Here is a 22384-nt window from a genome sequence, read left to right as displayed (position 1 = left end):
TTAGAAAATATCCATGCTCAAATACCGCTCTCCCGTATCTGGCGCAATGCAGACAACCCGCTTCCCTTCCCCAAGCTGCTTCGCTACGCGAAGAGCAGCGAATACCGATGCGCCGGAGGACGGCCCCACCAGAATTCCTTCCCTGCGAGCCAAATCCCGCACCGTTTGCAACGCATCCTCGTCGGCGATCTGGATGATCTCATCATATACGCTCGTATTCAGAATCTTCGGTACAAAACCCGGGCTCGTGCCCACTAGCTTGTGCGGTCCAGGCTGTCCGCCGGAGAGCACAGGCGAGCCCTTCGGCTCGACTACCGCGATGTGCAGATTCGGCAGGGACTTCCTCAGCTCTTCCCCGGTACCGGTTACGGTGCCGCCCGTTCCCGCCGTTGCCACGAAGGCATCCAGCCGCCCTTCCATCTGCCCCAAAATTTCCGGCGCTGTCGTCAACCTGTGAATGTCTGGGTTGGCCGCATTCTCAAACTGCTGCGGAATGAAGCTGCCGGGAATCTGCTCCCTGAGCTCGAGCGCCTTGGCAATCGAACCCGGCATGCGCTCGCTGCTCGGTGTCAGCACGACCTCCGCGCCGTACGCCTTCAATATATTTATCCGTTCCTTGGACATGTTGTCCGGCATAATCAGGATAGCGCGGTAACCCTTGGCTGCTGCTATCATCGCCAGGCCAATGCCCGTGTTCCCGCTCGTTGGCTCAATAATGGTACCGCCTGGTTGGAGTAATCCTTGTTCCTCTGCGGTATGAATCAGATTGTACGCCGCACGATCCTTCACGCTGCCGGAAGGATTGAATCTCTCAAGCTTTACATAGACATCAGCAGACCCTTCAGGCACTAGCCGCTGAAGTTTCACCATTGGCGTCTGACCGATCATATCAACTACACTATTATAAATCTCCATGATGTTGATGCTCTCCTTTATATAGGAAGTGAAATCATTCTCCACTAAACCAAATTACTCACAAAGACAATAAACTTACTCGGATTATAACAAAAACGTGGATCGACGTACATTCACAGAAGACAGACCGCAGTTAGAAGAAGTTTTTCTTGCGATATCAGGAAGTCACAAGCTTCGAAGTTTATACTTTCTGATATCTTAACAAAAACGTGGATCGACGTACATTCATAGATGACATACCGCAGTTAGAAGAAGTTTTTCTTGCGATATCAAGAAGTCACAAGCTTCGAAGTTTATACTTTCTGATATCTTAACAAAAACGTGGATCGACGTACATTCACAGATGACAGACCGCAGTTAGAAGAAGTTTCTCTTGCGATATCAGGAGGTCACAAGCTTCGAAATTTATACTTTCTGATATCTAAACAAAAACGTTGAAGGTCCCCGACTCATAAGGCGAGGCTCGCCGCTTCAGTATGAATTTATGGTATGCTGTTCAAAGAAAATAACGATCGAGCTCCCCCTCGGAAGACAAAATCCTTCCATGGTCTATGCACGATCCACATATAAGAGGAGGCGCAAGAAAGCGTGAATATTCCGCTGTCACTACCTGAAGATCAACCCGTTCTGCTGCTCGACCGGACACATGATTTATCGCATCAGGACGTGCTGTACCATTTTGCGCTGGACGAGCTCCTATGCAGGCTGACCGGAGATGGCGGGCCGGCCGTCTGCCATCTGTGGCGGCATCCGCGCGCTTTTGTCATGGGCGTGCGCGACAGCCGTCTCCCCCATGCGCCGCAAGGGGAAGCCATGCTTCGCTCCCTCGGCTATGACACCGCCGTCCGCCATTCGGGCGGTGCTGCGGTTCCCTTGGACGCCGGTGTGGTGAACCTGTCCCTCATCCTCCCGTTTTCCTCTGCAGGACCGGTGCCTGACTTTCATCAGGACTTTGAAACCATGGTGGAGTTGATCCGAGAGGCCCTCCGCGGCACCGGACAGAACGTAGATACCGGCGAAATTGCTGGCGCCTTCTGTCCCGGAACGTTCGATTTAAGCATAGGCGGCCTTAAATTTTGCGGCATTGCCCAGCGGCGGCAACGTAAAGCCTTCATTATCCAGGCTTTTATCATCGCCGAAGGTTCAGGCAGCGAGCGCGCCCGGCTGGTTCGTTCCTTCTATGATATTGCCGCTGTGGGTGCAGACCCCAGGCAATATCCTCTAGTAGAGTCTAACAGCACCTCCAGTCTTGAAGAGCTTACGAACATCGGTACCGATCAGAACGCCGTGCACCCGTTTATCGTTGCTGTAAAAGAGGTCATCCGCAGCTGGCAGTCAGGCAAGAATCTGACAGAAGCCGCTTCCAGGTTTACGATGCCAGGCACTGAGGAGATTCGTGTCATGGCCGAACAGATGCGTCAGCGCTACAAGGGCAACTCCATATGATTATGCATATCCTCCGCAAGTCCAGCCATGTACAGGGGCGCCGCTAGACGCCCCCTCCAATATTACTTTATTTTTACAATTCCACCATTCACCGATGATATTCCCTTAACACTTCCCCTATAAACTTGTCCTGATGGCAATTTATACATTAGGGGTGGATAAGCTTGAGTAAAACGATGGATCGCAAAACTTTTCTGTCTTATCTGGGTACTGGTGCAACCGCATTGGCAGCCGCTTCCGCAGGGTTAGGTGTATTGGAAGGGAAGGCTTCCGCCATGTCCGGAACCGCAAATCATCTGTTCGGATTCAAAACGAATCGGGTCAGCGGTTACTTCGAACCAATTGAACCAACCAAAGCAGACCAACTCGTCCTGCCTAAAAACTTTAAATATGATGTCATTGCAGCTTTTGATGACGTGATCAATCCGGCTGGCGAAAAATTCGGCTCCGGTTGTGATTACAACGCATTTTTCCCGCTTAAGGGCTCCAATGTCCGCGGCCTTCTGGTCAACAATCATGAATACTCCACCATCTTCTCCATCGGTCCTGTGAAGGATGGGAAGATGACGGCGGATCAAATCCATAAAAACCTGTATTACCAAGGCATGTCCGTTATCGAAGTATACCGTGACGAGAAAGGTGTATGGAAAATGGACACCACCTCCACCCATGCCCGCCGCATCAACGGCTTCAGCAAATTCGATATCACCGGTCCGGCCAAAGGCATCCCTGCCCTGAAAGGCGCAACGACAGCTACCGGCACGTTTGCCAACTGCTCCGGCGGGGTGACGCTTTGGAACACAGTCTTATCTTGCGAGGAGAACTTCGAGGACACCGCGGCAGTCTCTAACCTGCCGGATACGCATTACGGCTGGGTCGTTGAGGTCGATCCGTTCGATAAATCCTTCCTGAAGAAGCACACCGCCCTCGGCAGATTTAATCATGAGAATACCGCGATGGGCCTTGCCGCAGACGGCCGGATCGTTGTCTATATGGGCGACGACAAGAAGGATGCCTGTGTCTATAAATTCATTAGCAAAAACAAATATGATAAAAGCAAAGGCCGCGCTAACTCCGCGCTTCTGGAAGATGGAACCCTGTACGTGGCCAACCTGAAGTCGGGCAAATGGCAGCCGGTCACCCTGGAGGCCGTAACCAAGGCCGCCGCAGAGGATAAAGAGGCCCAAGCCAAATTCAAGTCCCAAGGCGATGTGGTCACTTACTGCCAGGAAGCTGCGCGTCTTGTCGGCGGAACACCAACGGACCGTCCGGAGGATATCGAAATCTCGCCGTTCGATAACACCGTGTTTATCTGCCATACGAACAACGACAATCACGGCAACATTCATGGTCATATCACGCGTATTTTTGAAGCGGGCAACGATCTGGCAGCCATGGAGTTTGACTTTGAAATCTTCGCTGCCGGCGGACGCCAATCCGGATTCAGCTCGCCAGACAACCTGGCTTTCGACTCGAACGGCGATCTGTGGGTCGTGACGGATATCTCCAGCAGCAGCCAGAACAAAGGCGTTCACAAACCCTTTATGAACAACGGACTGTTTGTGATTCCAACAAGCGGGCCGGATCAAGGGGTCGCACTGCAATTCGCCTCCGGTCCGGTGGAATCCGAACTTACAGGTCCTTTCTTCACACCCGATGAGCAGACGCTCTTCCTATCCGTTCAACACCCGGGCGAGAATACGGAGGACCTCAGCAAACCAACCAGCACATGGCCTCACCGCTCTGGTGAAAACATGGCGCGCTGCGCCGTCGTGGCCATTAGCGGCTTCAAACTGGAGTAATACCAATCGAAAGGAGCGAGGATCATGCCGTTTGGCAATATCGGAATCGGTGGTTTAATTCTTATTTTGATTATCGCACTCATCATATTCGGTCCATCCAAGCTTCCTGAGCTCGGTCGCGCTTTCGGGCGGACCTTAAGCGAATTCAAGGGCGCAACCCGTGGCTTGATGAACGGAGACGACGAGAATGGAAAAAAAGACGATGCTCCGCAAACTGCTGCAGCGGTCGATAAGCAGCACAGCTAATCCGAACGACCAGAGCGCGATCGAGCATCTGGAAGAAATGCGGAAGCGCCTGATCCGCACCCTGATTGCGTTTCTCGTCGCAATGGTGGCTGCCTTCATCTACGTCGAGAAGATCTACCACTGGCTGGTACGAGGCATGGACAAGCAGCTCGTTCTGCTCGGTCCCTCCGAAGTAATGTGGGTATATATGATCATTGCGGGCGTTGTGGCCGTCACCGTCACGCTTCCCATTGCCGCCTATCAAATATGGCGGTTCGTGCAGCCGGCGCTGCCGGATGGGACTCACCGCTCGGCCGTGCTGCTCATTCCCGTGATCAGCGTGTTATTCATTGCCGGCATTTGCTTCGGATACTTCGTGCTTTTCCCGATGGTGCTGCAGTTCATGCAGCGTATGGCCGAAGGCGCATTCCAAACGATGTATACCGCGCAAAAATACTTCACGTTCATGATCCATATGACCGTTCCTTTCGGATTCCTGTTCGAAATGCCCGCCATCGTTGTTTTTCTGACGAAGCTCGGCATCGTGAATCCGCATCGGCTGGCCAAGATGCGCAAATCAGCCTACTTTCTGCTTTGCATCGTGGCTGTTACCATCACACCGCCGGATATCATGTCCGATTTGATTGTGATCGTCCCGCTGTTCCTGCTGTACGAAATCAGCGTAACGATCTCCAGATTCATCTATCGCAAGCAGCTGCAGCTCTCTCAAGCGGAGGGCAGCGCAACCTAGTAAGGAACCAATTTCAATGTGTGCACTGCTCCCTGTAAGCACGTTGCGTGGTCCGGTGTATGCTTGGTTGGCTGTCGACAGGAACCAATTTGGAGCTAATTAGGAGCCAACTAGGAGCCAACTAGGAGCTAATACGGAACCAATGAGGAGCAACCCAAAAACTCTAAGGTTTATCAGCAGGAATAACTTGATCAGTAGATCCCGTTCTCAGTCATACGAATGAGAGCAGACCAAAGGGCAGCCTAACGTAAATTGCACGAAAAATCGCACAAACTGAATGGATAAGAGCTGTCGACTGAGGAACTTGTGTGAAAAATCGCACAACAGGAAGGCTAATGCCAGCTGTTATACGAGATTTGTACGAGAAATCACACAAAATGAATGGATAAGAGCTATCGACTCAGGAATTTGTGCGAAAAATCGCACAACATGATGGCTAATGCCAGCTGTTATACGAGATTTGTACGAGAAATCGCACAAACTGAATGGATAAGAGCTTTCGACTCAGGAATTTGTACGAATAATCGTGCAAATACGAGTACGAAGGGATCCTTATAAGAAATTAGAACGAAATTTCGTTCACCCTTAGTACATGCCCGTTTCCCCCGAAATTAGACGGAACTTTATAGAACCCGTGAACTGGACAGCCTCATCATGCAGGTTGTCTGACCTACGGGTTCTTTTTTTTTGCAATCCTCCCCTTTACCGATATCTTCGCTTCAGCACGTATCCCCCGCTTTTTTCGAACCGATTGTTTCGTTATATCCCCCCCTCATCTGAGACTTTTGACGTGATTCCATTATATATTCGAAATGATCCATTGATTTATTAGTCAAGTTCTCCTAGTATTTTTAATAGGGTATCTATTGGCTCGTCATGAATGCTACTGCCTCGGCAGCATTTATGATAGCGCTATCAAATGGTGTAACGTGAAAACACAAATTGCTATTAGAAGAACCGTCTCGCGTGTGTAGAATGAATTAGTTTCGGCTAAAAACTTAATAATCTAAAATCGTAAAAAACGGAGGTTGCAGATATGAAATGGAATCACTTCAAGTCCAAGCTTCTGCTTAAATACACACTGTCCTACATCTCCATTTTTCTGATACCTCTTGTTATATTAACCATCATTATTTATCACAATGCCGTGAATACGCTCCGTTCCGAGATCGAGCAGACCAATGTCAATCAATTGACCCAGGCCAAAACTGTCATCGATGAGCGCATGAAAGAATTGCAGGACATCGCCTTTCGCATCGCCTACGATGAGCAGCTAACCCGTTATTGGACTCACCATCCTTACTACAGCCGGGAATCCATCGGGGCCTTGGTCAAATACAAAGCCACCAGCTCCATTATTGATGAACTGTTCCTGTTCTTCCGCGGAGATAACAGCATTTATTCGTCACAGGGCTTTGAGAATCTGAATGTCTTCACCGACCGCTACAAATTCAACAGCTGGAATGAAACGGAGATGGTCCGTGATTTAAACTCTGTCCCGATTCCGACCATGCGCCCGGCGGAGCAAGTGGTTCAGGGGACCAAAACCCAAAATTCCATGCTGGCATACCTTGTGCCGATCGCACCTAACAATACGCCCGCCCACGGCACCGTCATGTACCTGATCCATGAGTCCAATCTGACCGGATTGATCGAATCCATCCTCAGCGACTATCATGGAATGACATATATATTCGATAATTACGGGCAAGTGTTGGCAGCCAATCACCAAGGCGAAACCATTACCGAGCAGGAAGTTCACGCACTGTTCGCGCTTGAGCCTGGAACCCACAGCCTTTCCTTGAACCAAGAGCCGCATTCGGTTGTATCCGTCAAATCCGATGCGGGCTGGACTTATGTCACCGCGATGCCAAGCAACCAATTTTTCAGCCGTATCGTTCATATTCGTACCTTCGTGATTCTGGTATTCTCCTTCGTCGTAGTGATGGGCACCATTCTTGCCATTATGCTGGCTCGCAGGCAATACCATCCGATTTCAGACTTGATGGAGTTCATCCGCTTGAAGAATGACCCGGAAACATCCACATCCAGCAACGAGCTGGAATGGATCAAGAAAACGCTGCACGACTACAGCCAGCGCGTCGATCTTCAAGAGCCTTATGCGCGAAATCATATTCTGCTCATGCTGCTGAAGCATGGCCATACTGGTGAATTCCCTCCCGAGTTCACCGAGAAGCTGGGCATCCGCTTCAGTCAATCCCATTATTTTGTCGTGACCATGGGCTGGGAGTCGCACGCCCTGCCCATTGGCGACAATCCGGAGCGGCGGCCCGTCATGCAGTTAATGAACGATGTGGAGCTGCCGGCGTTTTCCGCCTATGCCTATGGAGTGGAGCTGCCACAGCCCGATCAGCTGGCCCTCATTGTCGGATTCGATGCCGAAACCGGGCATGAAGCGAGCCTTAACGCACGCATGGAGCCAATCGCCCTGGCCCTGCAATCGATGGCGGGAGAGCACACGGGTGTCTCTCCTGCGATCGGGGTAGGCAACCGCTACAGCTACCCGGAGCAGCTAAATCAATCCTTCATTGAAGCATCAACCGCTTTGGAGGCTTCCATGCTGCACGGACAGGGCAGCAGCACCTTCTTTAACGCTCTTTCCGGTTCCGGCGCACAGGATTCATCCTTCTGGGTCCCTAAGGATGTGCTGCTGAAGCTGGTTCAAAGCTTGAAACAGGGCAGTTATGATGTAGCGGTTCAGATGGTATCCACCGCATTGAATAACCTGAAGACGGAAATGCCATCCGTACCGCTGCTGCGCTGTATCTGCTTCGATATTCTGAATACGATGCTGAAGACCGCGTCTGAACTTGGCATCCATCATGTAGTCAATCAGCTTCCAAGGGTCACTTCTTATGACTCGCTGGAGGATTTGGAGAAGAAGCTGGCAGGCCTTGCCGCGGAAATCTGCGCCCATGTCGAGGCGAAGAGCGAGACCGAAGAGAGCTCCCTGATGGACGAAATCGTTGCCTTTATCGATGCCAATTTCACGGATTATGACCTCAGCCTGGGCACGATCTCGTCTAAATTCTCCATCTCTTCATCATATTTCAGCCGCTCCTTCAAGGAGAAGATCGGGATGAACTTTACCCAATATATCTGGCAGAAACGAATGGATGAGGTGATCCGACTGCTGCTGCACACAACCGATCCATTAAAAGATATCATCACCCAGGTAGGTTACTTGGACACGCCGAACTTCATTCGCAAATTCAAAAAAGAGACGGGGTACACGCCCGGTCAATACCGCAAAATGCACAGCAGCAACGGCGCAGCTGATTCGCCGGATGAGGATGGCGAAGAGTACAGCGGATAACAAATTCGGATGATGGCGAAGAAGAGTAAGTCGGTAGCGGTTTTGCCGCACATAGAAACCTCCCCTGAACGGTACCATTCAGGGGAGGTTTTCGTATGTTTTAAACTCATCCGAGTTATTAGATCCACCGCGACTGCCAGCTGTTCCTATTTCCCGGCCGGGATGCTTTGAAGTTCTTGATGCATAGCGTCCAGCAGGCGATGGGTCGGGTCGCAACCATATTCCCAGAACATGATTCCGGCCAAGCCTTGCTCCTTCACATAATCGCATTTGCACTGAATCGATTCCTCATCGTCATAAGAAATCAGGCTGGAGCCGTTAAAGAGGTACGGCGCGCAGGCTTCCTCGTCCCAATAACGAATGTAGCCGTTCTTGTTGATGTACTCCGCAGCCAGCTCGGCAAAGGCCGGACCATAGCCGCCTGTGCTGCCGGCCATTTGGTGAAGGCCGTGGTTTCGGTCCGGCACCTCGTTCCATACTCGGGAGTAAAATGCGGCACCGATGACTATCTTCTCCTTCGGGACGCCGGCGCGAACGAACAGGTTCACGGAAGCATCCGTGCTGATTCGGAACAGATCTCCGGTTGACGTGTACAGATTCGTATGATGTCCGGTCAGGACCTGAAACCCGCCTCGCATATCATAGGTCATCAACTGGACAAAATCCAGGTACTGCTGTACCTCGGCCATCTCAGTGCCGTCTACATAGTATTGGTCAGCCCCTGCCGCAATCGTGAGCAGGTAATGCCGGCCATCCCGGGAGCCCTTAGCATCCAGCGTCTCCCGGATCGTCTTCAGCAGCAGGGTGAAATTCCGTTTATCATCCGGACTCGACCCTATGTCGGCTTCACCGTAACATGGATACTCCCAGTCCAGATCGATACCGTCAAAAGGATATTCCTCCAGCACCCGTATGGCGGATGCGGCCATGCGGTCCCTTCCGCCCTCGGTTGAAGCGGCTTCGGAAAAACCACCAGCGCTCCAGCCGCCAACAGACAGAAGTACCGTAAGAGTCGGGTGATCCCGCTTGATGTTCCGGACCACCTCACCATTCTTCAAATGCTCGGTGGTAATCTCATCGTTCTTGACATGACCGAAGGCTACGTTCAGATGCGTTAATTTCAGCAGATCCTCATGCGTCATGTCAGGAAGAACCGAATCGACGGCGTAACCCGCTACAATATACTTCGTCATTACTCTTCACTCCGATCCCTTCTAGGGTTGTAATATCGCGTTTGCAATCTGCAGGGCTTCCTTCCCGGTGCCGATCTTGTATCCAGAAGCCGCATAACGGATTTGATCCTGACGATCCAGGACGAACAGATGAGGATAACCAGCTTCATGGGCTGCAGGATTCGAGATGAAACCCGATAAGGAAGCATAACTGGAATCCCGTACAAAAATAGTGCGGGCCGGCAGCTTCGGATAGCTTACCGGATCAAAGGAAGCTGTCCATTCCGCATCCCCGATCACCAGCACAATCGGTAAGTCCAGCTTATCCAGCGGCTCGGCCAGCTCGCTGAGCTCGCGGAGCAGATGCTTGGTCGGCTCCCGCTCCGGTTCGATCCAGGCAGCGATAGCGCCCTCGGTTCCCAGAAGATCCTTAAGATCCGCTCCCGTTCCGTCTAATCGGGTAAGCGTACTGCCCGGCGCCAGTTTGCCCAGCACCGGAATGTCGACCGCCGTCTCACGATAGGTCAGCGCCACGCGCGTGGTGTCTCCGGCACGAACGGTAAAGTACGTGAAGCGCACTCTTACTGTTCCGTCCTTCAGCCGGATGCCCGACGTTAGACGGTACGAACCCGGTTCAACCTCATACGGCTCGTCATAAACATCGGTGCTGCCATAAGGATACACCAGCGTTTTGTACACGCCGTCTTCCAGGCGGGCGAAGGTAAAGTTCTCGGCATAGGATGCGGCCGGCGTATCCTGCGAGCCTTTCGGATCCCTGAGGAGCTGCAGCATCCCCCAGCTTGAGCTCTCCTGATTCCGGGGGGAGTCCAGACGGAAGGCTGCATCTTCCCAGCTTCCATCACGTAAGTACTGCGGCTTCTGCTCGCTCGGATGCAGTCGGGCGGGAATCCCCAGACTACGGCATACAGCCACAAACAGAATGTCCAGCGACTGCTCGTCTCCCTTCATGAGACTGTACGTGCCTGCCGGATTTCCCTTACCCTTCAGGTTGGGAAGGTCCTCAGCATAGGCATAGCCCTGCTCCAAATGCCCGGCAAGCGTAGAAGGATCCTTCCTGAATGCCGCAGTCTCCGCCGCCGTAATGGCATCAACGAATACACGGCGATACGGGACCAGCATTTCATAAGAAACCCGCGGACACAGGATGTACTTCACGAAGGTATCCTCATCCCACTGTCCACGCTGCGAGAGGGCACCCATCAGATGATCATCCAGCGTAGGCCGGAAGGTATCAATCAAATCCTTTTCGTTCAGCGCCTCCAGCAGCCTCAGCGGCCACTCGCCATATTCGCCGGAACGCTCCTCCAGGAACGCGGCGATTTCCTTGCTGTTGCCTCTGGCTTTTCGAAGGACGTCCCACACCCGCTCCGGAGGCAGTCCTGATGACTGGGCTAGTGTGAACGCCTCCTCTTCGATCAGGAATGTACCCTCATATTCGGTCCGGACCTTCGTCCCTTCCTCCAGACGGTGGTTATGAGCCTGGGTCTTCTCCTCGGATAACGCCGTCGCGGCGTCCCCTTCTCCTTCCGGTGGAGGAACCATATCGAAATCCACGATCCCTGACGGCTGTTCGGATGAATCAAGCACAAGTTCGATATGTCCGCCGTCCTGGGCCTTGAACAGGACTTCACTCCACTTGCCGCCGCTGACCGCACGAACCAAGAGGTCGCCATAACCGGTCTTAAAGGAAGCCCTCCCTTGCTCATCGGTCTTGATTTCGGCAATCGGATAAAATTCAGCCATATTATACAGCTCAAATCGAATGCTTGCGCCGGATACAGCCTCTCCCTGCTTATCCTTCACGCTCACGTAAAGGGTGCGAGCCGGTGCATAGTTCTCCAGCAAATTAATCTCCGTAAACCCCTTTTCGCATAGGGTAATATCCTCCGGACCGGGGTAATCGGCAAAAATTCGCGTATTGATCAGCATCGCCCTGCGTGCCGGCGGACTGAACCAGCCTTGATTCAAGCGGGCTTCCGGTTCGCATGCCCCGATGTAATACCACTGGCCGTCCGCCCATGCTTCCACCCAGGCATGGTTGCTGTCGCAATGAGCCCAGCGCGGCGTATAGACCTGACGCGCGGGGATGCCGATGCTACGAAGCGCGGCCACCGCCAGCGTGGACTCCTCGCCACAGCGTCCGCGTGCGTTCCGTATCATCGTCAGCGGCGAAATGGTTCGCAGATCGCTGCCGATGTAGGTCGCCTTCTCATGGCACCAATAATTGGTTTCCAGAATGGCATCCGCCATCGATAACTTCGCCGTCCGTTCGGCCAATTCGTTGTAGAGAATACCGCGGTAATCCTCAATATTCTCCGTATTAACCCGGTAAGGAAGCACAAAATGCAGGAACAGATGATCCGGCACGCGCTCGCCCCAAGGCACGCGCTTACGGATGTCCAGGGCTTGGCGCACATGATTCAAGAACAATTCTCCATCATAGTCGGCCATGTCGTTCACCGGCATGTAAGCAAACAAATATTTCAGGGCCCAAATCTCTTCATCGGTCAGTTCCTGCTCAAAAACATGAAACAGCTTATCTTTGCGCGCTTCCGCAAAGATGATCTTCTCCTGAAACTTTTGCTCGATCCGCTCCCGTGTCTGCGAATCCAGCGAGAACACCGCGGTTTGGCTGGTCATCCTAGCGTTCACTCCCTCCATAGCTTTCCGTCTTCCCGAATGCAGATTAGAGCCGTGCCGTCCGATGAAGGCGCGCTAATCTGGAACAGGCTGCGAGTCGTTTCAATCACAGGCTGGATGCTCCATGCATCCTCGCCCATGAGCTGCTTCGTGTCCTGCGTAAATTCACCATGGGCTTCATAGTAATTACGCTGCCGGTAATAGAGTCTGCGCAGCTCCCATTTGATCCGTTCGTCTTCCGGAAGCGTAAACGGCTGTTGCTCCTCGCCACCCGCGAACACAACGTAACCCCACAGCTCCGGGTAATGCATATTGATGATGCCCATAGGCGACCATACCCAATTGTCCTCCGGATAAGGCTTGCCTGTCTCCGGATTCAGCACCTTACGGTACTCGCCGTCTTGTACCTCGGTCTGCCATTCCACGCGCGAGAAGTTGACGCGCCAGAACTCACCCGGCGCAGGGCGGCGGCCACCTTCGGCACATTCCTTGAGACTGGTCCAAGGAATCGCCACCTCCACGCTCCATTTCCGGTTGTCGGCGCCAGGACGGTTCAGCTCCCCATCGATAAATACCGCCGTCTTAAGACCGCTGATATCCCAGCCGTTAACCGGAGGTCCGCCATCCCGGTACGGTTTCACGAGCAGCAAGTCCCACACTGTGTTCAAGGCATTAATTTCGAATTCATAATATTGATGGCTGTCTCCGTCCGGATCAATGAATATTTCAAAGTCATTATCATAGAAAATAACCGAATCGCGTTCCGTCAACGTCGCCCATATCTGATCCTCGATCAGCTCGGCGGCAAAATAAAAATAATCGTCGTCCCACAGCATTTTGACCCGGGTCCGTTTCCCCGGCTTCGGACGAAGATCCCCTTCGATATCAACGAAATCGTCGGTCCACTCCGCCGCATCCCAGAATGCCTTATCCACGCGGCCATCCAGCACGAGCGGCTGCCCCGCACGCTTGCATAAATAATGCTTAGGAGCATACTCAATCCTCGGCTCCGGCACTCCACTTCTGTTCATGTCATTCTCTCCGCTTCATGAGGGAGGCTAAGCACTTATCTAGCGCGTCCCTCCCCGTGATGGTTAGTTATGCGTGACAACAGCTCCCGAGCCGCCGTACATCTCCAACTCCTCGTCAAACTCCAGCTTAAGAACCGTCACCTGCTCATGCACGTCTTCAGGAGTCATCTTGATCCACGTCGTCCCCGGGATGTTGAACCAAGGCACGCCCCCATGAATCTCGTGGGTAAGCTCCTTGCCCGAATGCAGCACGGTAATTTTCTTGATCGGGTTGCACAGCCCCTTAATGCACACATTCTCTTTCGGAGCGTCATAGACAAACAGGTACAGTGTCTTTCTGTCCTCGGAAACCGTGCTCCCCCCCAGATAATAGCGGGTCATAATGCCCTCACCCGTTCCGAATACAGCTTCCTCATGGGCACGGATCCACGCACCCAGCCCAAGCAGGATGTCCTCCTGCCTTTGATCGATGGTGCCGTCTTCGCGCGGACCGATATCCAGCAGCATATTGCCGCCCATCGAGATGCAGTCGCAGAACATCCGAATGATCTGGTTCAAGGATTTATATTTATGATCGGTCGGCACGTAGCCCCACGAGCTGTTGATCGTTGTGCAGAATTCCCAAGGTCCCTCCGGTCTTGTAATCGGAATGCCCTGCTCCGGCGTTTTATAATCACCGTGGCCCTGCAGCCGTGAGTTGATGATGATATCCGGATTGAAGGATTGCAGGTAATGCTTGAACTCCGGCAGATTCCACTGCTCGGCACTTCGCTCCCAATCGCCATCGAACCACAGCAGATCCACTTTCCCGTAATTCGTCAGGATCTCCCGCAGCTGGTTGTTATTAAACTCCAAAAATTCCTGCCATTTCTCCTGATCCTGAACACCGTCCACGGGACTGGTGTGCGGGTTGACGCTGCTGAGATCCTCCGGCACCTTCCCTCCTTCGAACACGCTCGGATAATCCGGATGCGACCAATCAATCAGAGAGAAGTACATGCCCAGGTGAATCCCCTTCTCCCTGATCGCTTCTGCATACTCCCGCACGATGTCTCGATTGGCCGGAGTCCGCTTGACCACGTTGAGATCGCTGTACTGCGTATCCCACAGCGCAACACCATCATGGTGCTTTGTTGTCAGCACGGCATACCGGGCACCGGATTTCTCGATCAAATCCGCCCATTTCTCCGCATTGAATTTCGATGCCGTAAAACCGTCCAGCTGCTTCATGTACTCGTCGTAAGTGATCCTCCCATTGTAGAAGGACCAGGATTCCGAGACTCCGTCCACGGCATAAATGCCATAGTGAATGAAGATGCCCAGCTTGGCTTCTTCGAACCATTTCTGCATATCTGTCCACACCTCTTTTTGAAGTCCTTGTAAGTGAAAAATACGTTTATGATGTTGTTCAAAAAGTCCGCTTTTGATAAGAAAACCTCTATCGAGGCCACTTCAAGGATGAGCGACCGCGATGTATAGGTAGGTTTTCTTGCGATATAGAATTTCATCAGTTCCACTGATAACTCATAAATTCTATATCTAACACGAAGTGAATCAGGAAGCCACTCGGCATCGAATCTTGAATTCAGCCGGGCCTTCCGGTGCTCACGTACCCAAAACGTACGCTCCACTCCTCAGTCCCTAGCTTCATCCAATCTTCTCGGTGCTGAAAACCGACCCTTTTGAACACGCACTTTATACATCCCGTCTCTTAACGAAACCGCAATACATGCGCAATCGGTGCCGATCCCTGACGTTCCTGATCCGGAAGACGGACCGCAACGCCATCCTCCGTGCGGCGATAATCGAGCGCCTCCTGACCCCCGACGAGATCAATACGGCTGAACGCCGTCTGAATCGGAATGTGCAGCTCCTCAGGAACGGCTTCTTGCTCATTTCGATACAGATAGATGGCATAGGTCGTATCGTCTTTTTGGGTAAACTGGACGGCCCCGGAGGAATACGGCTCGCAGATACGCGTGCCATAGATCGCCTCTCCATAGACTTTCAGCCATGCCCCCATGCCCTTCATTCGTAAAATAGCCGTCTCGGGCAGCCTACCGTCCGGCTGCGGACCCACATTGAGCGCCAGATTTCCGCCTTTGGCCACGATCTCGACAAGCAGGTGAATGAGCTGACGTACCGTTTTATAACGATCCTCGTAGCGGAAAGAGAAGGAAGTTCCCATCGTGATACAGCTCTCCCAAGGCACATGCAGGGCACGCTCAGGGAGGGTCTGCTCCGGCGTAATCAGATTCTCATAAGGCCCGCCGACCGTGCGGTCCGCCGAGAGGAGCCAAGGCTGAATCTCACGCGCCTTCTCTACCACTTCACCCAGTCGGATATTCTGGTCCCGGTAATCGTTCACCCAGCCGGCATCCAGCCACAGCACATCAATGCGGCCGTAACGGGTCATCAGCTCCATGATCTGCTCATGGGTAAACTGGACAAACTGTTCCCACAGCCACGGGTATTTCTTCGGGTCATAGCTAGGACCGCGTGACGTAAAGCTTCCCGCCTCCATTCCCGGCGCCCAGTAGTATGGCGTATGCCAGTCAGCCTTCGAGAAATAAGCGGAGATGCCGAGCCCTTTGGCACGAAATGCCTCGAACAGCTCCTTCGTGATATCGGCGTGTTTATGCGTATGGAACGGACAGTCCGGACCCGTGACACGGTAGTCGGTCGTATGCGTGTCCCACATGCAGAACCCGTCATGATGCTTGGTTGTAAAGTTTAAATATTTGAAGCCGTTATCGGCTGCCAGGTCAGCCCACAGATCAGGCTGAAAGCGAAGCGGGTTGAAGGTCTTGTTCAGATCAAAATACTGCCGCTTAAGCTCCTCCGCATCGATATCCCAGTCAATGCCGTCACGTGACCAATCCGCGTCTTTATCGCTCAGTGCCCATGATTCAACAAGACCCAACTGGGAATACGGTCCCCAATGCATCATCAGGCCCAGCTTCTGGTCCTTGAACCATTCCAGGCGCTCCAAGAGCAGCGGATCCTCCGGCTTGACCCATTTGTCCTCACTGCTGAAATTGTGCACGCCCTGCTCCACTACTGCTTGCTCTTCCTCTACCAGCTTGTTCTCCGACATGGTGTACCTCCAATAGTCATTTGTTGATAACGATAGGTTTGAAGACCGCTTGGAACAGGCTTGCCTGCCCCTTAAAAACAATAGCCAACCCCCGGTCATGGATCGACCGGGATACGTTGGCTCTTTGTTTTTCATCTATGCATCTGATTATTGCTCGGCGTTCCAGCGATCGTATGCCCCTTGATAAAGCTCCACGAGACGGTCGCTGCCCATTTTCTTAACTTGTGCAACGTATTTATCCCAATTTTCAAGCGGCTCTTGGCCTGTTACGAATTTCGCTTCCATCTGTTTCACATACGTTTCCAAATCGGACAACAGCGAAGTTGCCTCGCTCTGTTCTTCATTCGTCAAATAGACGTTAGGGAATGGCGACTTTCCGATCGGCACCAGCTTCTCTTGATTCTGCTGATCGATCCACTCATCAAATTCAGTGCGAAGGCCTTTGGCAACTTCCGGATCATTGACGCCAGGTGTCAAAACACCGTAGTTCGGCGTGATTTTGCCGCGATACTCCTCACGATCTCCGCCGCCTGGCACCGGGAGCCATTCTTTCACGCGGTTTGCCTCATCCTTGAATTTCCACAACGTGCCTTCAGGCCCTTGATTAAACAGTGTAGCGCCTTCATAGCCGTACAGATAATCGATCCAGCGCATGGTAGCTTCCGGAGCCGGGTTGCTGCTCGAAATGGCGAATGTGCCTCTTGTCGACATGCCTGGATGCATGCCGTATACTGGAGAATCGGCGATTTCGCTCTTCACCGGCGTCATGAGCGGATTTTCGCTGCCAGGCTCGCCGCCGAGCGTGAAGTATGCATGGTAGTCGTTAAACAGGGCCAGCTGATTGTTTTCTCCCTTGGCTTTTTTCTGATCGCCTGTTTGTGAGAAGGTTTCATGATCCAGCAGTTCTTCCTTCCACAGACGGTTCATGAACGTCAGGTAGCCTTTGTAGCCTTCTTCCTGGTAAGGATAGTGCACTTTTCCGTCCTTGTCGGAATAGATGCCTTCGTTGTACATGCCCCAGAAGCCGAAGAAGTACATACGCAGGTCATCCAGCTTGACCGAAGTCAACGGAATCTCGTCTTTCTTTCCATTTCCGTTAGGATCTTCTTCTTTAACGCGTTTCAAGAATGTATATAGTTCCTCTGTTGTCTTAGGTTCGGACACGTTGAGCGCTTTTAAGAACTTGCCGTTATACCACATCGGGCCTCTGTACCATACGGCGGCCTTGTCGACGAATGGCAAGGCATAGATATGTCCGTCCGGTGTCGTAAAGGACTTGCGAACATCCGGGTTCTCATCAAATATCTTTTTGATGTTCGGTGCATAGCCCTCGTCAATGTACTTCTCCAACGGAATGAGGATTCCTTGGGTACCATAGGTCACCTGCTCAGCCGGCTTCAGGTCGGCCGCGTAAAACATATCGGGCAAATCACCGCTGGCGAACACCAAATTCTTTTTCGTTTCAAAGCTGTCAATCGGAGAAAGCTGATATTCCAGCTTGATGCCTGACAATTTCTCCATCTCTTGTAGTACGGGCATCGTATTCCAATCGGCTACACCGGCATCCTGTGACATGACCGTCAGCGTGATCGGCTCATCCACAATCGGGAAACCTTCCTTTTTTACCCCTTCCGTACTGGCCGTCCCGGACGGTGCCGTAGCAGCGCCGTCTCCTTTGGGTGAACCACAGGCTGCAAGCATTGTTGCTGAGAGGGTGAGGCAGAGTAAAATAGATGATGCCTTGCGAAGCTTTTTCATGACAACAACTCCCCTTTTTTTGGTGTGGATTTATGGTATAAGATCAGCCCTTAACGGAACCAATCATAACACCCTGCACAAAGTAACGTTGAAGGAACGGGTAAACCGCAATAACCGGAAGTGTCGCAACGATAATGACCGCATATTTGACCAGTGCGGCAATTTCCGCTTTGGAATTCATCGCTGCTGCGGATGAGGCGTCAATCGCCCCGCCGCCCTGTGCCGCCATCTCCTGAAGGACCAGGATTTGACGAAGGAAGAGCTGCAGCGGGTACTTCGCGGCATCATTCAGATAAATCATGGCACTGAAATAGCTGTTCCAGTGGCCGACTCCGTAGAAGAGTGCCATGACGGCAATAATCGGCATCGAGAGCGGCAGTACGATTTTGATGAATAACCGGAAGTTCGTACAGCCGTCGATATGGGCAGCTTCCTGAAGCTCCTTCGGAATGGTCGATTGGAAGAACGTCCGGGACACAATAATATTCCATATGGACGCAGCTCCCGGCAGAATAAGGGCCCACATGCTGTTGACCATGCCAAGATCCTTAACGAGCAGGTAACTCGGAATCAGTCCCCCGCCGAAAAACATCGTAACCAGAAACACCGCCATAAAAAATCCTCTGCCCACAAAATCAGAACGGCTGAGCGCATAGGCTGCAGGCAGCGTGACAATCAGATTCACGATCGTACCGATCACTGTATAAATAATCGTGTTCTTGTAGCCAATCCAAATGTTGGCGTTCTCAAACACTCGGGCATATCCATCAAAAGTTATCCCTTTCGGAATCAACCACATTTCACCTGAGCTTACGTACTTCGGATCACTGATGGAGGCACTGACAATGTACAGCAGCGGGTACAGTACGATGACAAGCGCAATCGTCAGATAGATGTAGTTGCATAGCAGGAATAATTTATCCCCTTTGCTTTCCCTTACCGTGGATGACATATGTTATTCCCCCTTCTACCACAGGCTGTTTTCGCTGGTGCGACGAGCGATTTGGTTCACCGCAATCAGCAGAATCGCATTAATGACCGAATTGAACAATCCGACGGCGGTAGAGAAGCTGTACTGTGCGTCAACCAGACCGGAACGATAAACAAAAGTCGAGATGACATCGGAAGAGCTCATATTCAGCGGGTTCTGCAGCAGCAGGATTTTCTCGAATCCGACGCCCAAAATGCTGCCCATGTTCAGGATCAACAGGATGGTAATCGTAGGTATAATCGCCGGGATGTTGATGTGCAGAATCCGTTTGAAACGGCTTGCTCCATCCACGACAGCTGCTTCGTGCAGCTGAGGATCGACACCCGATAAGGCTGCGAGATATATAATGGTACCCCAGCCTGCACTCTGCCAGACGCCGGAGAGCACATACACCGTCTTGAACCATGCAGGGTCCGTCAGGAATTGAGGCGCCTGAAAGCCAAGCATTTCCACAAAGTTAACAATCATGCCGGACGAAGGCGACAAGAAGGTAATGATCATACCGGACATGACAACGACCGAAATAAAATGCGGTGCATACGTGACGGTCTGTACGGTACGTTTAAAGAACGAATCCTTCACTTCATTGAAGGCCAGCGCCAGAATGATGGGCAACGGAAAACCGATAGCCAGCTCATACAAGCTGATGCTCAAGGTATTCCAGAGCAAATCCCAGAAGTAATATGAGTTAAAGAAGCGTTCGAAGTGGTCGAATCCGACCCACGGGCTTCCCGTTATTCCCAACGTCGGGATGAAGTTTTTGAAGGCGATTTGGATCCCGTACATCGGGCCATAATGGAAAATGACAAAATACAGAAATGCCGGAGCTATAAACAAATACAACTCCCAGTTTCGAATCATCCTCCTCCATAATGTATTTTTCTTACGATTCGGCATCGTGTTAACCGATAAGCTTTGCGACAGGGCGGATTGACCATCTTGCTGCATAGGTTGCCCCCTCCTTTTCTAATGAAAATCCGGCCATTTTTTCGGAAAAGCACCCCTGTTTAATGTAAAAGAAAGAGCCTTCCTGACCACTCCTTAGCGTGCGGCTTTTCGCCAGCTCCAGAAATGTTAACGCTTACACACCAAGTGTATGGACCGCGGCACTATCCGTAAATATGTCATTTTCAATGGTCTAATGAAAACGGCTTCATGCATTGGTATGACGGGCTTTTTACGTCCTTTCCACTCTTGTCATTGTCGTTTTCGGGTAGGAAAACATGTGGTTTTTGACCCTTCCCTTCTGGTAAATTGTCATCCAGGTCAATGGGATGATCCTTGACAGATGTCATATCTGACCGTAAGTTGGAAAAATAAACCGTAAAGGCAAAACTGACATATTCTAAAAGAAATGAGGTATTACGCATGTTGCCATCCTCCTGGATTTTAGCCGGCTACGCAGGGCGCAAGGTCTTATCCACGATCACGACCGAAGATGCCAAGCGGCTCACTCACTTGAATATCGCTTTCGCCCATATCCAAGAAGACAAGATTTCGTATACCGATACGAACACCATCCACGAGATCCAACGCCTGAAAACCGTCAATCCCCAGTTAACCGTTCTGCTGTCCGTTGGCGGTTGGGGCTCCGACGGATTCTCGGAAGCTGCAGCCACGCCCGAAGGAAGACAAAGCGTGTGCGAATCGGCGATCAAGCTGCTGCAAGAGTTTCCACTCGACGGTGTTGACCTGGACTGGGAGTATCCATGCTACTCGATAGCCGGAACGACGGCATCGCCAATCGACAAGGAGAACTTCACGCTGCTGCTGAAGGAGCTCCGGGAAACACTGGATCAGTACGGGCGGGGCAAGAAGCACTATCTGCTCACGATCGCGGCCGGAGCCGATCAATATTATATCGATGGCACCGAGATCCATAACATCCACCCCTATCTCGACTTCATTCAGCTAATGACGTACGACATGCGCGGCGGATTCCAGACGATGACGGGCCATCACACCAACCTGTACACCTCCACCGGCGATCTGTTCCGAATCAGCGTCGATGCTTCCGTCCGCCTGTTCACCCTAGCCGGTGTGCCGCGCGAAAAAATCGTGATCGGCGCCGCATTCTACTCCAGGAAGTGGAAGGATGTGCCGGATGTGAACAACGGCTACCTCCAGGTCGCCCCATCCTCCGGTGGTTACGGCCCGACCTATACCCAGCTCGCAGCCGAGTATTTTAGCAATCCTTCATATAAGCGGTACTGGGACGATGAAGCCAAAGCGCCCTTTTTATTCGATGGCAGCAGCTTCATCACTTACGATGATGCCGAATCCCTGACTCATAAATGCAAATATATACAAGATCAAGGCTTGGCTGGTATTATGTTCTGGGAATACAGCTGTGATGCGACACACAGCCTGCTGGATGCGATGTACAAAGCATTCCACTCCTAAACGAAGCGGAAACTTGCCTGAGTCGTAACAGCCTCACTCCCCTTCAGCGTGTCTTTATTTCGCTATTCGTTCCGGACTCTTTCCTCAAGGTGAAGGAGTCCTTTCTCACTGCTTACGCAAAAAAAGAGGCTGACGACAGATAAAATGTAATGTTTTCTGCCATGTTGTTAACTTCCGATTGTTGCGCTGCAATGACTTGACTTTATTCTAGGAGTTCCTTCCGAACTCCGTAAATATGTCGTTTTTATCTTTAACTATAGAGCATACAAAGCCTCATAAACACTGGAAATTTCATACTGTATATGTTGATTTTGCACCTTACATGAGGTTTACAATTCACTGACAATCTTGGGATTTGCACAGAAAAAAAGCCATTCCTGAACACGGAACGGCTTTTTTCATCTAGGAGAGAATCGATATATCTCTCTATTTATGTCATTTATATGTCATTAAATGTAACTCATTTAGCTGGGTTTCGGTCGTCATTCGTAACATCGCCAAAGAAGCGGATCGAGTACAATGCACACAGACCGACAATCGTATAGATAATGCGGGACCCTGCGGAGCTCTGTCCTCCAAATAATGCAGCTACCAGGTCGTATTGAAACAGGCCGACCAAAAGCCAGTTAATGCCCCCAATAATCAATAACAGCAAAGCAATTGTATTAAATGTTCTCATCGCTTAACCCCCCTTACGCCCGATTTTCACATCATTCGTTACATGGTTTGTTATTCTAAGGATTTTAGTATCTATTTTTAACCATTTACGGCGTTTGTAATCATGCCCGAACAAAA

General features: G+C 51.6%; 17 protein-coding genes. 6 read left to right on the top strand and 11 right to left on the bottom strand.

Translation table 11 applies throughout. The features are described from left to right. Positions 1-915: a cysteine synthase A gene (cysK, locus tag J7E85_RS21605; protein WP_215161388.1), complete on the bottom strand. Its 915-nt coding sequence runs from the start codon at positions 913-915 to the stop codon at positions 1-3. A gap of 588 nt (positions 916-1503) precedes the next feature. On the opposite strand from cysK, the gene J7E85_RS21600 reads away from it, so the two are divergent. From J7E85_RS21600 to J7E85_RS21580, 5 genes are all read left to right on the top strand, one after another. Next, positions 1504-2361: a lipoate--protein ligase family protein gene (locus tag J7E85_RS21600; RefSeq protein WP_215161386.1), complete on the top strand. Its 858-nt coding sequence runs from the start codon at positions 1504-1506 to the stop codon at positions 2359-2361. Between the two features lie 176 nt (positions 2362-2537). Then, positions 2538-4163: a PhoX family protein gene (locus tag J7E85_RS21595; RefSeq protein WP_215161600.1), complete on the top strand. Its 1626-nt coding sequence runs from the start codon at positions 2538-2540 to the stop codon at positions 4161-4163. A gap of 24 nt (positions 4164-4187) precedes the next feature. Beyond that, positions 4188-4409 carry a twin-arginine translocase TatA/TatE family subunit gene (gene tatA / locus J7E85_RS21590; RefSeq protein WP_015737862.1) on the top strand — a complete coding sequence of 74 codons (222 nt, stop codon included), beginning with the start codon at positions 4188-4190 and terminating at the stop codon, positions 4407-4409. After that, positions 4366-5139, top strand: coding sequence for a twin-arginine translocase subunit TatC (gene tatC, locus J7E85_RS21585; protein WP_215161598.1), 774 nt, complete (start codon positions 4366-4368; stop codon positions 5137-5139). Before tatA ends, tatC begins: the two co-directional genes overlap by 44 nt. A 1036-nt stretch (positions 5140-6175) precedes the next feature. Next, positions 6176-8476 (top strand): helix-turn-helix domain-containing protein, encoded by a 2301-nt coding sequence (locus tag J7E85_RS21580; protein WP_215161384.1) that lies wholly within the window; start codon positions 6176-6178, stop codon positions 8474-8476. Positions 8477-8622: 146 nt separating this feature from the next. Here the strand turns inward: J7E85_RS21580 and J7E85_RS21575 are convergent, their stop codons facing one another. The 9 genes from J7E85_RS21575 to J7E85_RS21535 all read right to left on the bottom strand — a co-directional run bounded on the left by J7E85_RS21575 (position 8623) and on the right by J7E85_RS21535 (position 20556). Continuing rightward, positions 8623-9669, bottom strand: a complete 1047-nt coding sequence (locus J7E85_RS21575; RefSeq protein ID WP_215161382.1) for a glycoside hydrolase family 18 protein — start codon at positions 9667-9669, stop codon at positions 8623-8625. Positions 9670-9690: 21 nt separating this feature from the next. Continuing rightward, complete coding sequence (locus tag J7E85_RS21570; protein WP_215161380.1) at positions 9691-12309, bottom strand: transglutaminase domain-containing protein; 2619 nt, start codon at positions 12307-12309, stop codon at positions 9691-9693. 8 nt (positions 12310-12317) lie between these two features. Continuing rightward, the gene (locus J7E85_RS21565; RefSeq protein ID WP_215161378.1) at positions 12318-13340 is read right to left on the bottom strand and encodes a carbohydrate-binding family 9-like protein; all 1023 of its coding nucleotides are present in this window, start codon (positions 13338-13340) and stop codon (positions 12318-12320) included. A gap of 63 nt (positions 13341-13403) precedes the next feature. Further along, positions 13404-14690: an alpha-L-fucosidase gene (locus J7E85_RS21560; protein WP_215161376.1), complete on the bottom strand. Its 1287-nt coding sequence runs from the start codon at positions 14688-14690 to the stop codon at positions 13404-13406. Positions 14691-15051: 361 nt separating this feature from the next. Beyond that, the gene (locus J7E85_RS21555) at positions 15052-16437 is read right to left on the bottom strand and encodes an alpha-L-fucosidase (RefSeq protein WP_215161374.1); all 1386 of its coding nucleotides are present in this window, start codon (positions 16435-16437) and stop codon (positions 15052-15054) included. A gap of 147 nt (positions 16438-16584) precedes the next feature. After that, complete coding sequence (locus J7E85_RS21550) at positions 16585-18195, bottom strand: extracellular solute-binding protein (protein WP_215161372.1); 1611 nt, start codon at positions 18193-18195, stop codon at positions 16585-16587. Between the two features lie 43 nt (positions 18196-18238). Continuing rightward, positions 18239-19147 (bottom strand): carbohydrate ABC transporter permease, encoded by a 909-nt coding sequence (locus J7E85_RS21545; protein ID WP_098749345.1) that lies wholly within the window; start codon positions 19145-19147, stop codon positions 18239-18241. Between the two features lie 15 nt (positions 19148-19162). Further along, positions 19163-20134 (bottom strand): ABC transporter permease, encoded by a 972-nt coding sequence (locus J7E85_RS21540; RefSeq protein WP_076323853.1) that lies wholly within the window; start codon positions 20132-20134, stop codon positions 19163-19165. A 182-nt stretch (positions 20135-20316) separates the two neighbouring features. Further along, entirely contained in the window at positions 20317-20556 is a 240-nt protein-coding gene (locus tag J7E85_RS21535; protein WP_215161370.1) for a hypothetical protein, read from the bottom strand. On the opposite strand from J7E85_RS21535, the gene J7E85_RS21530 reads away from it, so the two are divergent. After that, complete coding sequence (locus J7E85_RS21530; protein ID WP_215161368.1) at positions 20555-21589, top strand: glycoside hydrolase family 18 protein; 1035 nt, start codon at positions 20555-20557, stop codon at positions 21587-21589. The genes J7E85_RS21535 and J7E85_RS21530 overlap by 2 nt on opposite strands. Positions 21590-22049: 460 nt before the next feature. On the opposite strand, the gene J7E85_RS21525 is transcribed toward J7E85_RS21530, so the two are convergent. Continuing rightward, positions 22050-22268 (bottom strand): DUF378 domain-containing protein, encoded by a 219-nt coding sequence (locus J7E85_RS21525; RefSeq protein ID WP_215161366.1) that lies wholly within the window; start codon positions 22266-22268, stop codon positions 22050-22052. Positions 22269-22384 lie beyond the last annotated feature (116 nt).

Source organism: Paenibacillus sp. ISL-20 (assembly GCF_018613005.1).
Lineage (GTDB): Bacteria > Bacillota > Bacilli > Paenibacillales > Paenibacillaceae > Paenibacillus_AQ.
This window is presented reverse-complemented; position numbering and strand designations above follow the sequence as displayed.

Bases quoted from the DNA above. Each gene is read 5' to 3' on its own strand.
- tatA (WP_015737862.1), top strand. From the start codon at position 4,188: ATGCCGTTTGGCAATATCGGAATCGGTGGTTTAATTCTTATTTTGATT.
- J7E85_RS21570 (WP_215161380.1), bottom strand. From the start codon at position 12,309: ATGACCAGCCAAACCGCGGTGTTCTCGCTGGATTCGCAGACACGGGAG.
- J7E85_RS21575 (WP_215161382.1), bottom strand. From the start codon at position 9,669: ATGACGAAGTATATTGTAGCGGGTTACGCCGTCGATTCGGTTCTTCCT.
- J7E85_RS21555 (WP_215161374.1), bottom strand. From the start codon at position 16,437: ATGTCGGAGAACAAGCTGGTAGAGGAAGAGCAAGCAGTAGTGGAGCAG.
- J7E85_RS21595 (WP_215161600.1), top strand. From the start codon at position 2,538: ATGGATCGCAAAACTTTTCTGTCTTATCTGGGTACTGGTGCAACCGCA.
- J7E85_RS21580 (WP_215161384.1), top strand. From the start codon at position 6,176: ATGAAATGGAATCACTTCAAGTCCAAGCTTCTGCTTAAATACACACTG.
- J7E85_RS21540 (WP_076323853.1), bottom strand. From the start codon at position 20,134: ATGCAGCAAGATGGTCAATCCGCCCTGTCGCAAAGCTTATCGGTTAAC.
- cysK (WP_215161388.1), bottom strand. From the start codon at position 915: ATGGAGATTTATAATAGTGTAGTTGATATGATCGGTCAGACGCCAATG.
- J7E85_RS21550 (WP_215161372.1), bottom strand. From the start codon at position 18,195: ATGAAAAAGCTTCGCAAGGCATCATCTATTTTACTCTGCCTCACCCTC.
- tatC (WP_215161598.1), top strand. From the start codon at position 4,366: ATGCTCCGCAAACTGCTGCAGCGGTCGATAAGCAGCACAGCTAATCCG.
- J7E85_RS21530 (WP_215161368.1), top strand. From the start codon at position 20,555: ATGTTGCCATCCTCCTGGATTTTAGCCGGCTACGCAGGGCGCAAGGTC.
- J7E85_RS21535 (WP_215161370.1), bottom strand. From the start codon at position 20,556: ATGCGTAATACCTCATTTCTTTTAGAATATGTCAGTTTTGCCTTTACG.
- J7E85_RS21560 (WP_215161376.1), bottom strand. From the start codon at position 14,690: ATGCAGAAATGGTTCGAAGAAGCCAAGCTGGGCATCTTCATTCACTAT.
- J7E85_RS21545 (WP_098749345.1), bottom strand. From the start codon at position 19,147: ATGTCATCCACGGTAAGGGAAAGCAAAGGGGATAAATTATTCCTGCTA.
- J7E85_RS21525 (WP_215161366.1), bottom strand. From the start codon at position 22,268: ATGAGAACATTTAATACAATTGCTTTGCTGTTATTGATTATTGGGGGC.
- J7E85_RS21565 (WP_215161378.1), bottom strand. From the start codon at position 13,340: ATGAACAGAAGTGGAGTGCCGGAGCCGAGGATTGAGTATGCTCCTAAG.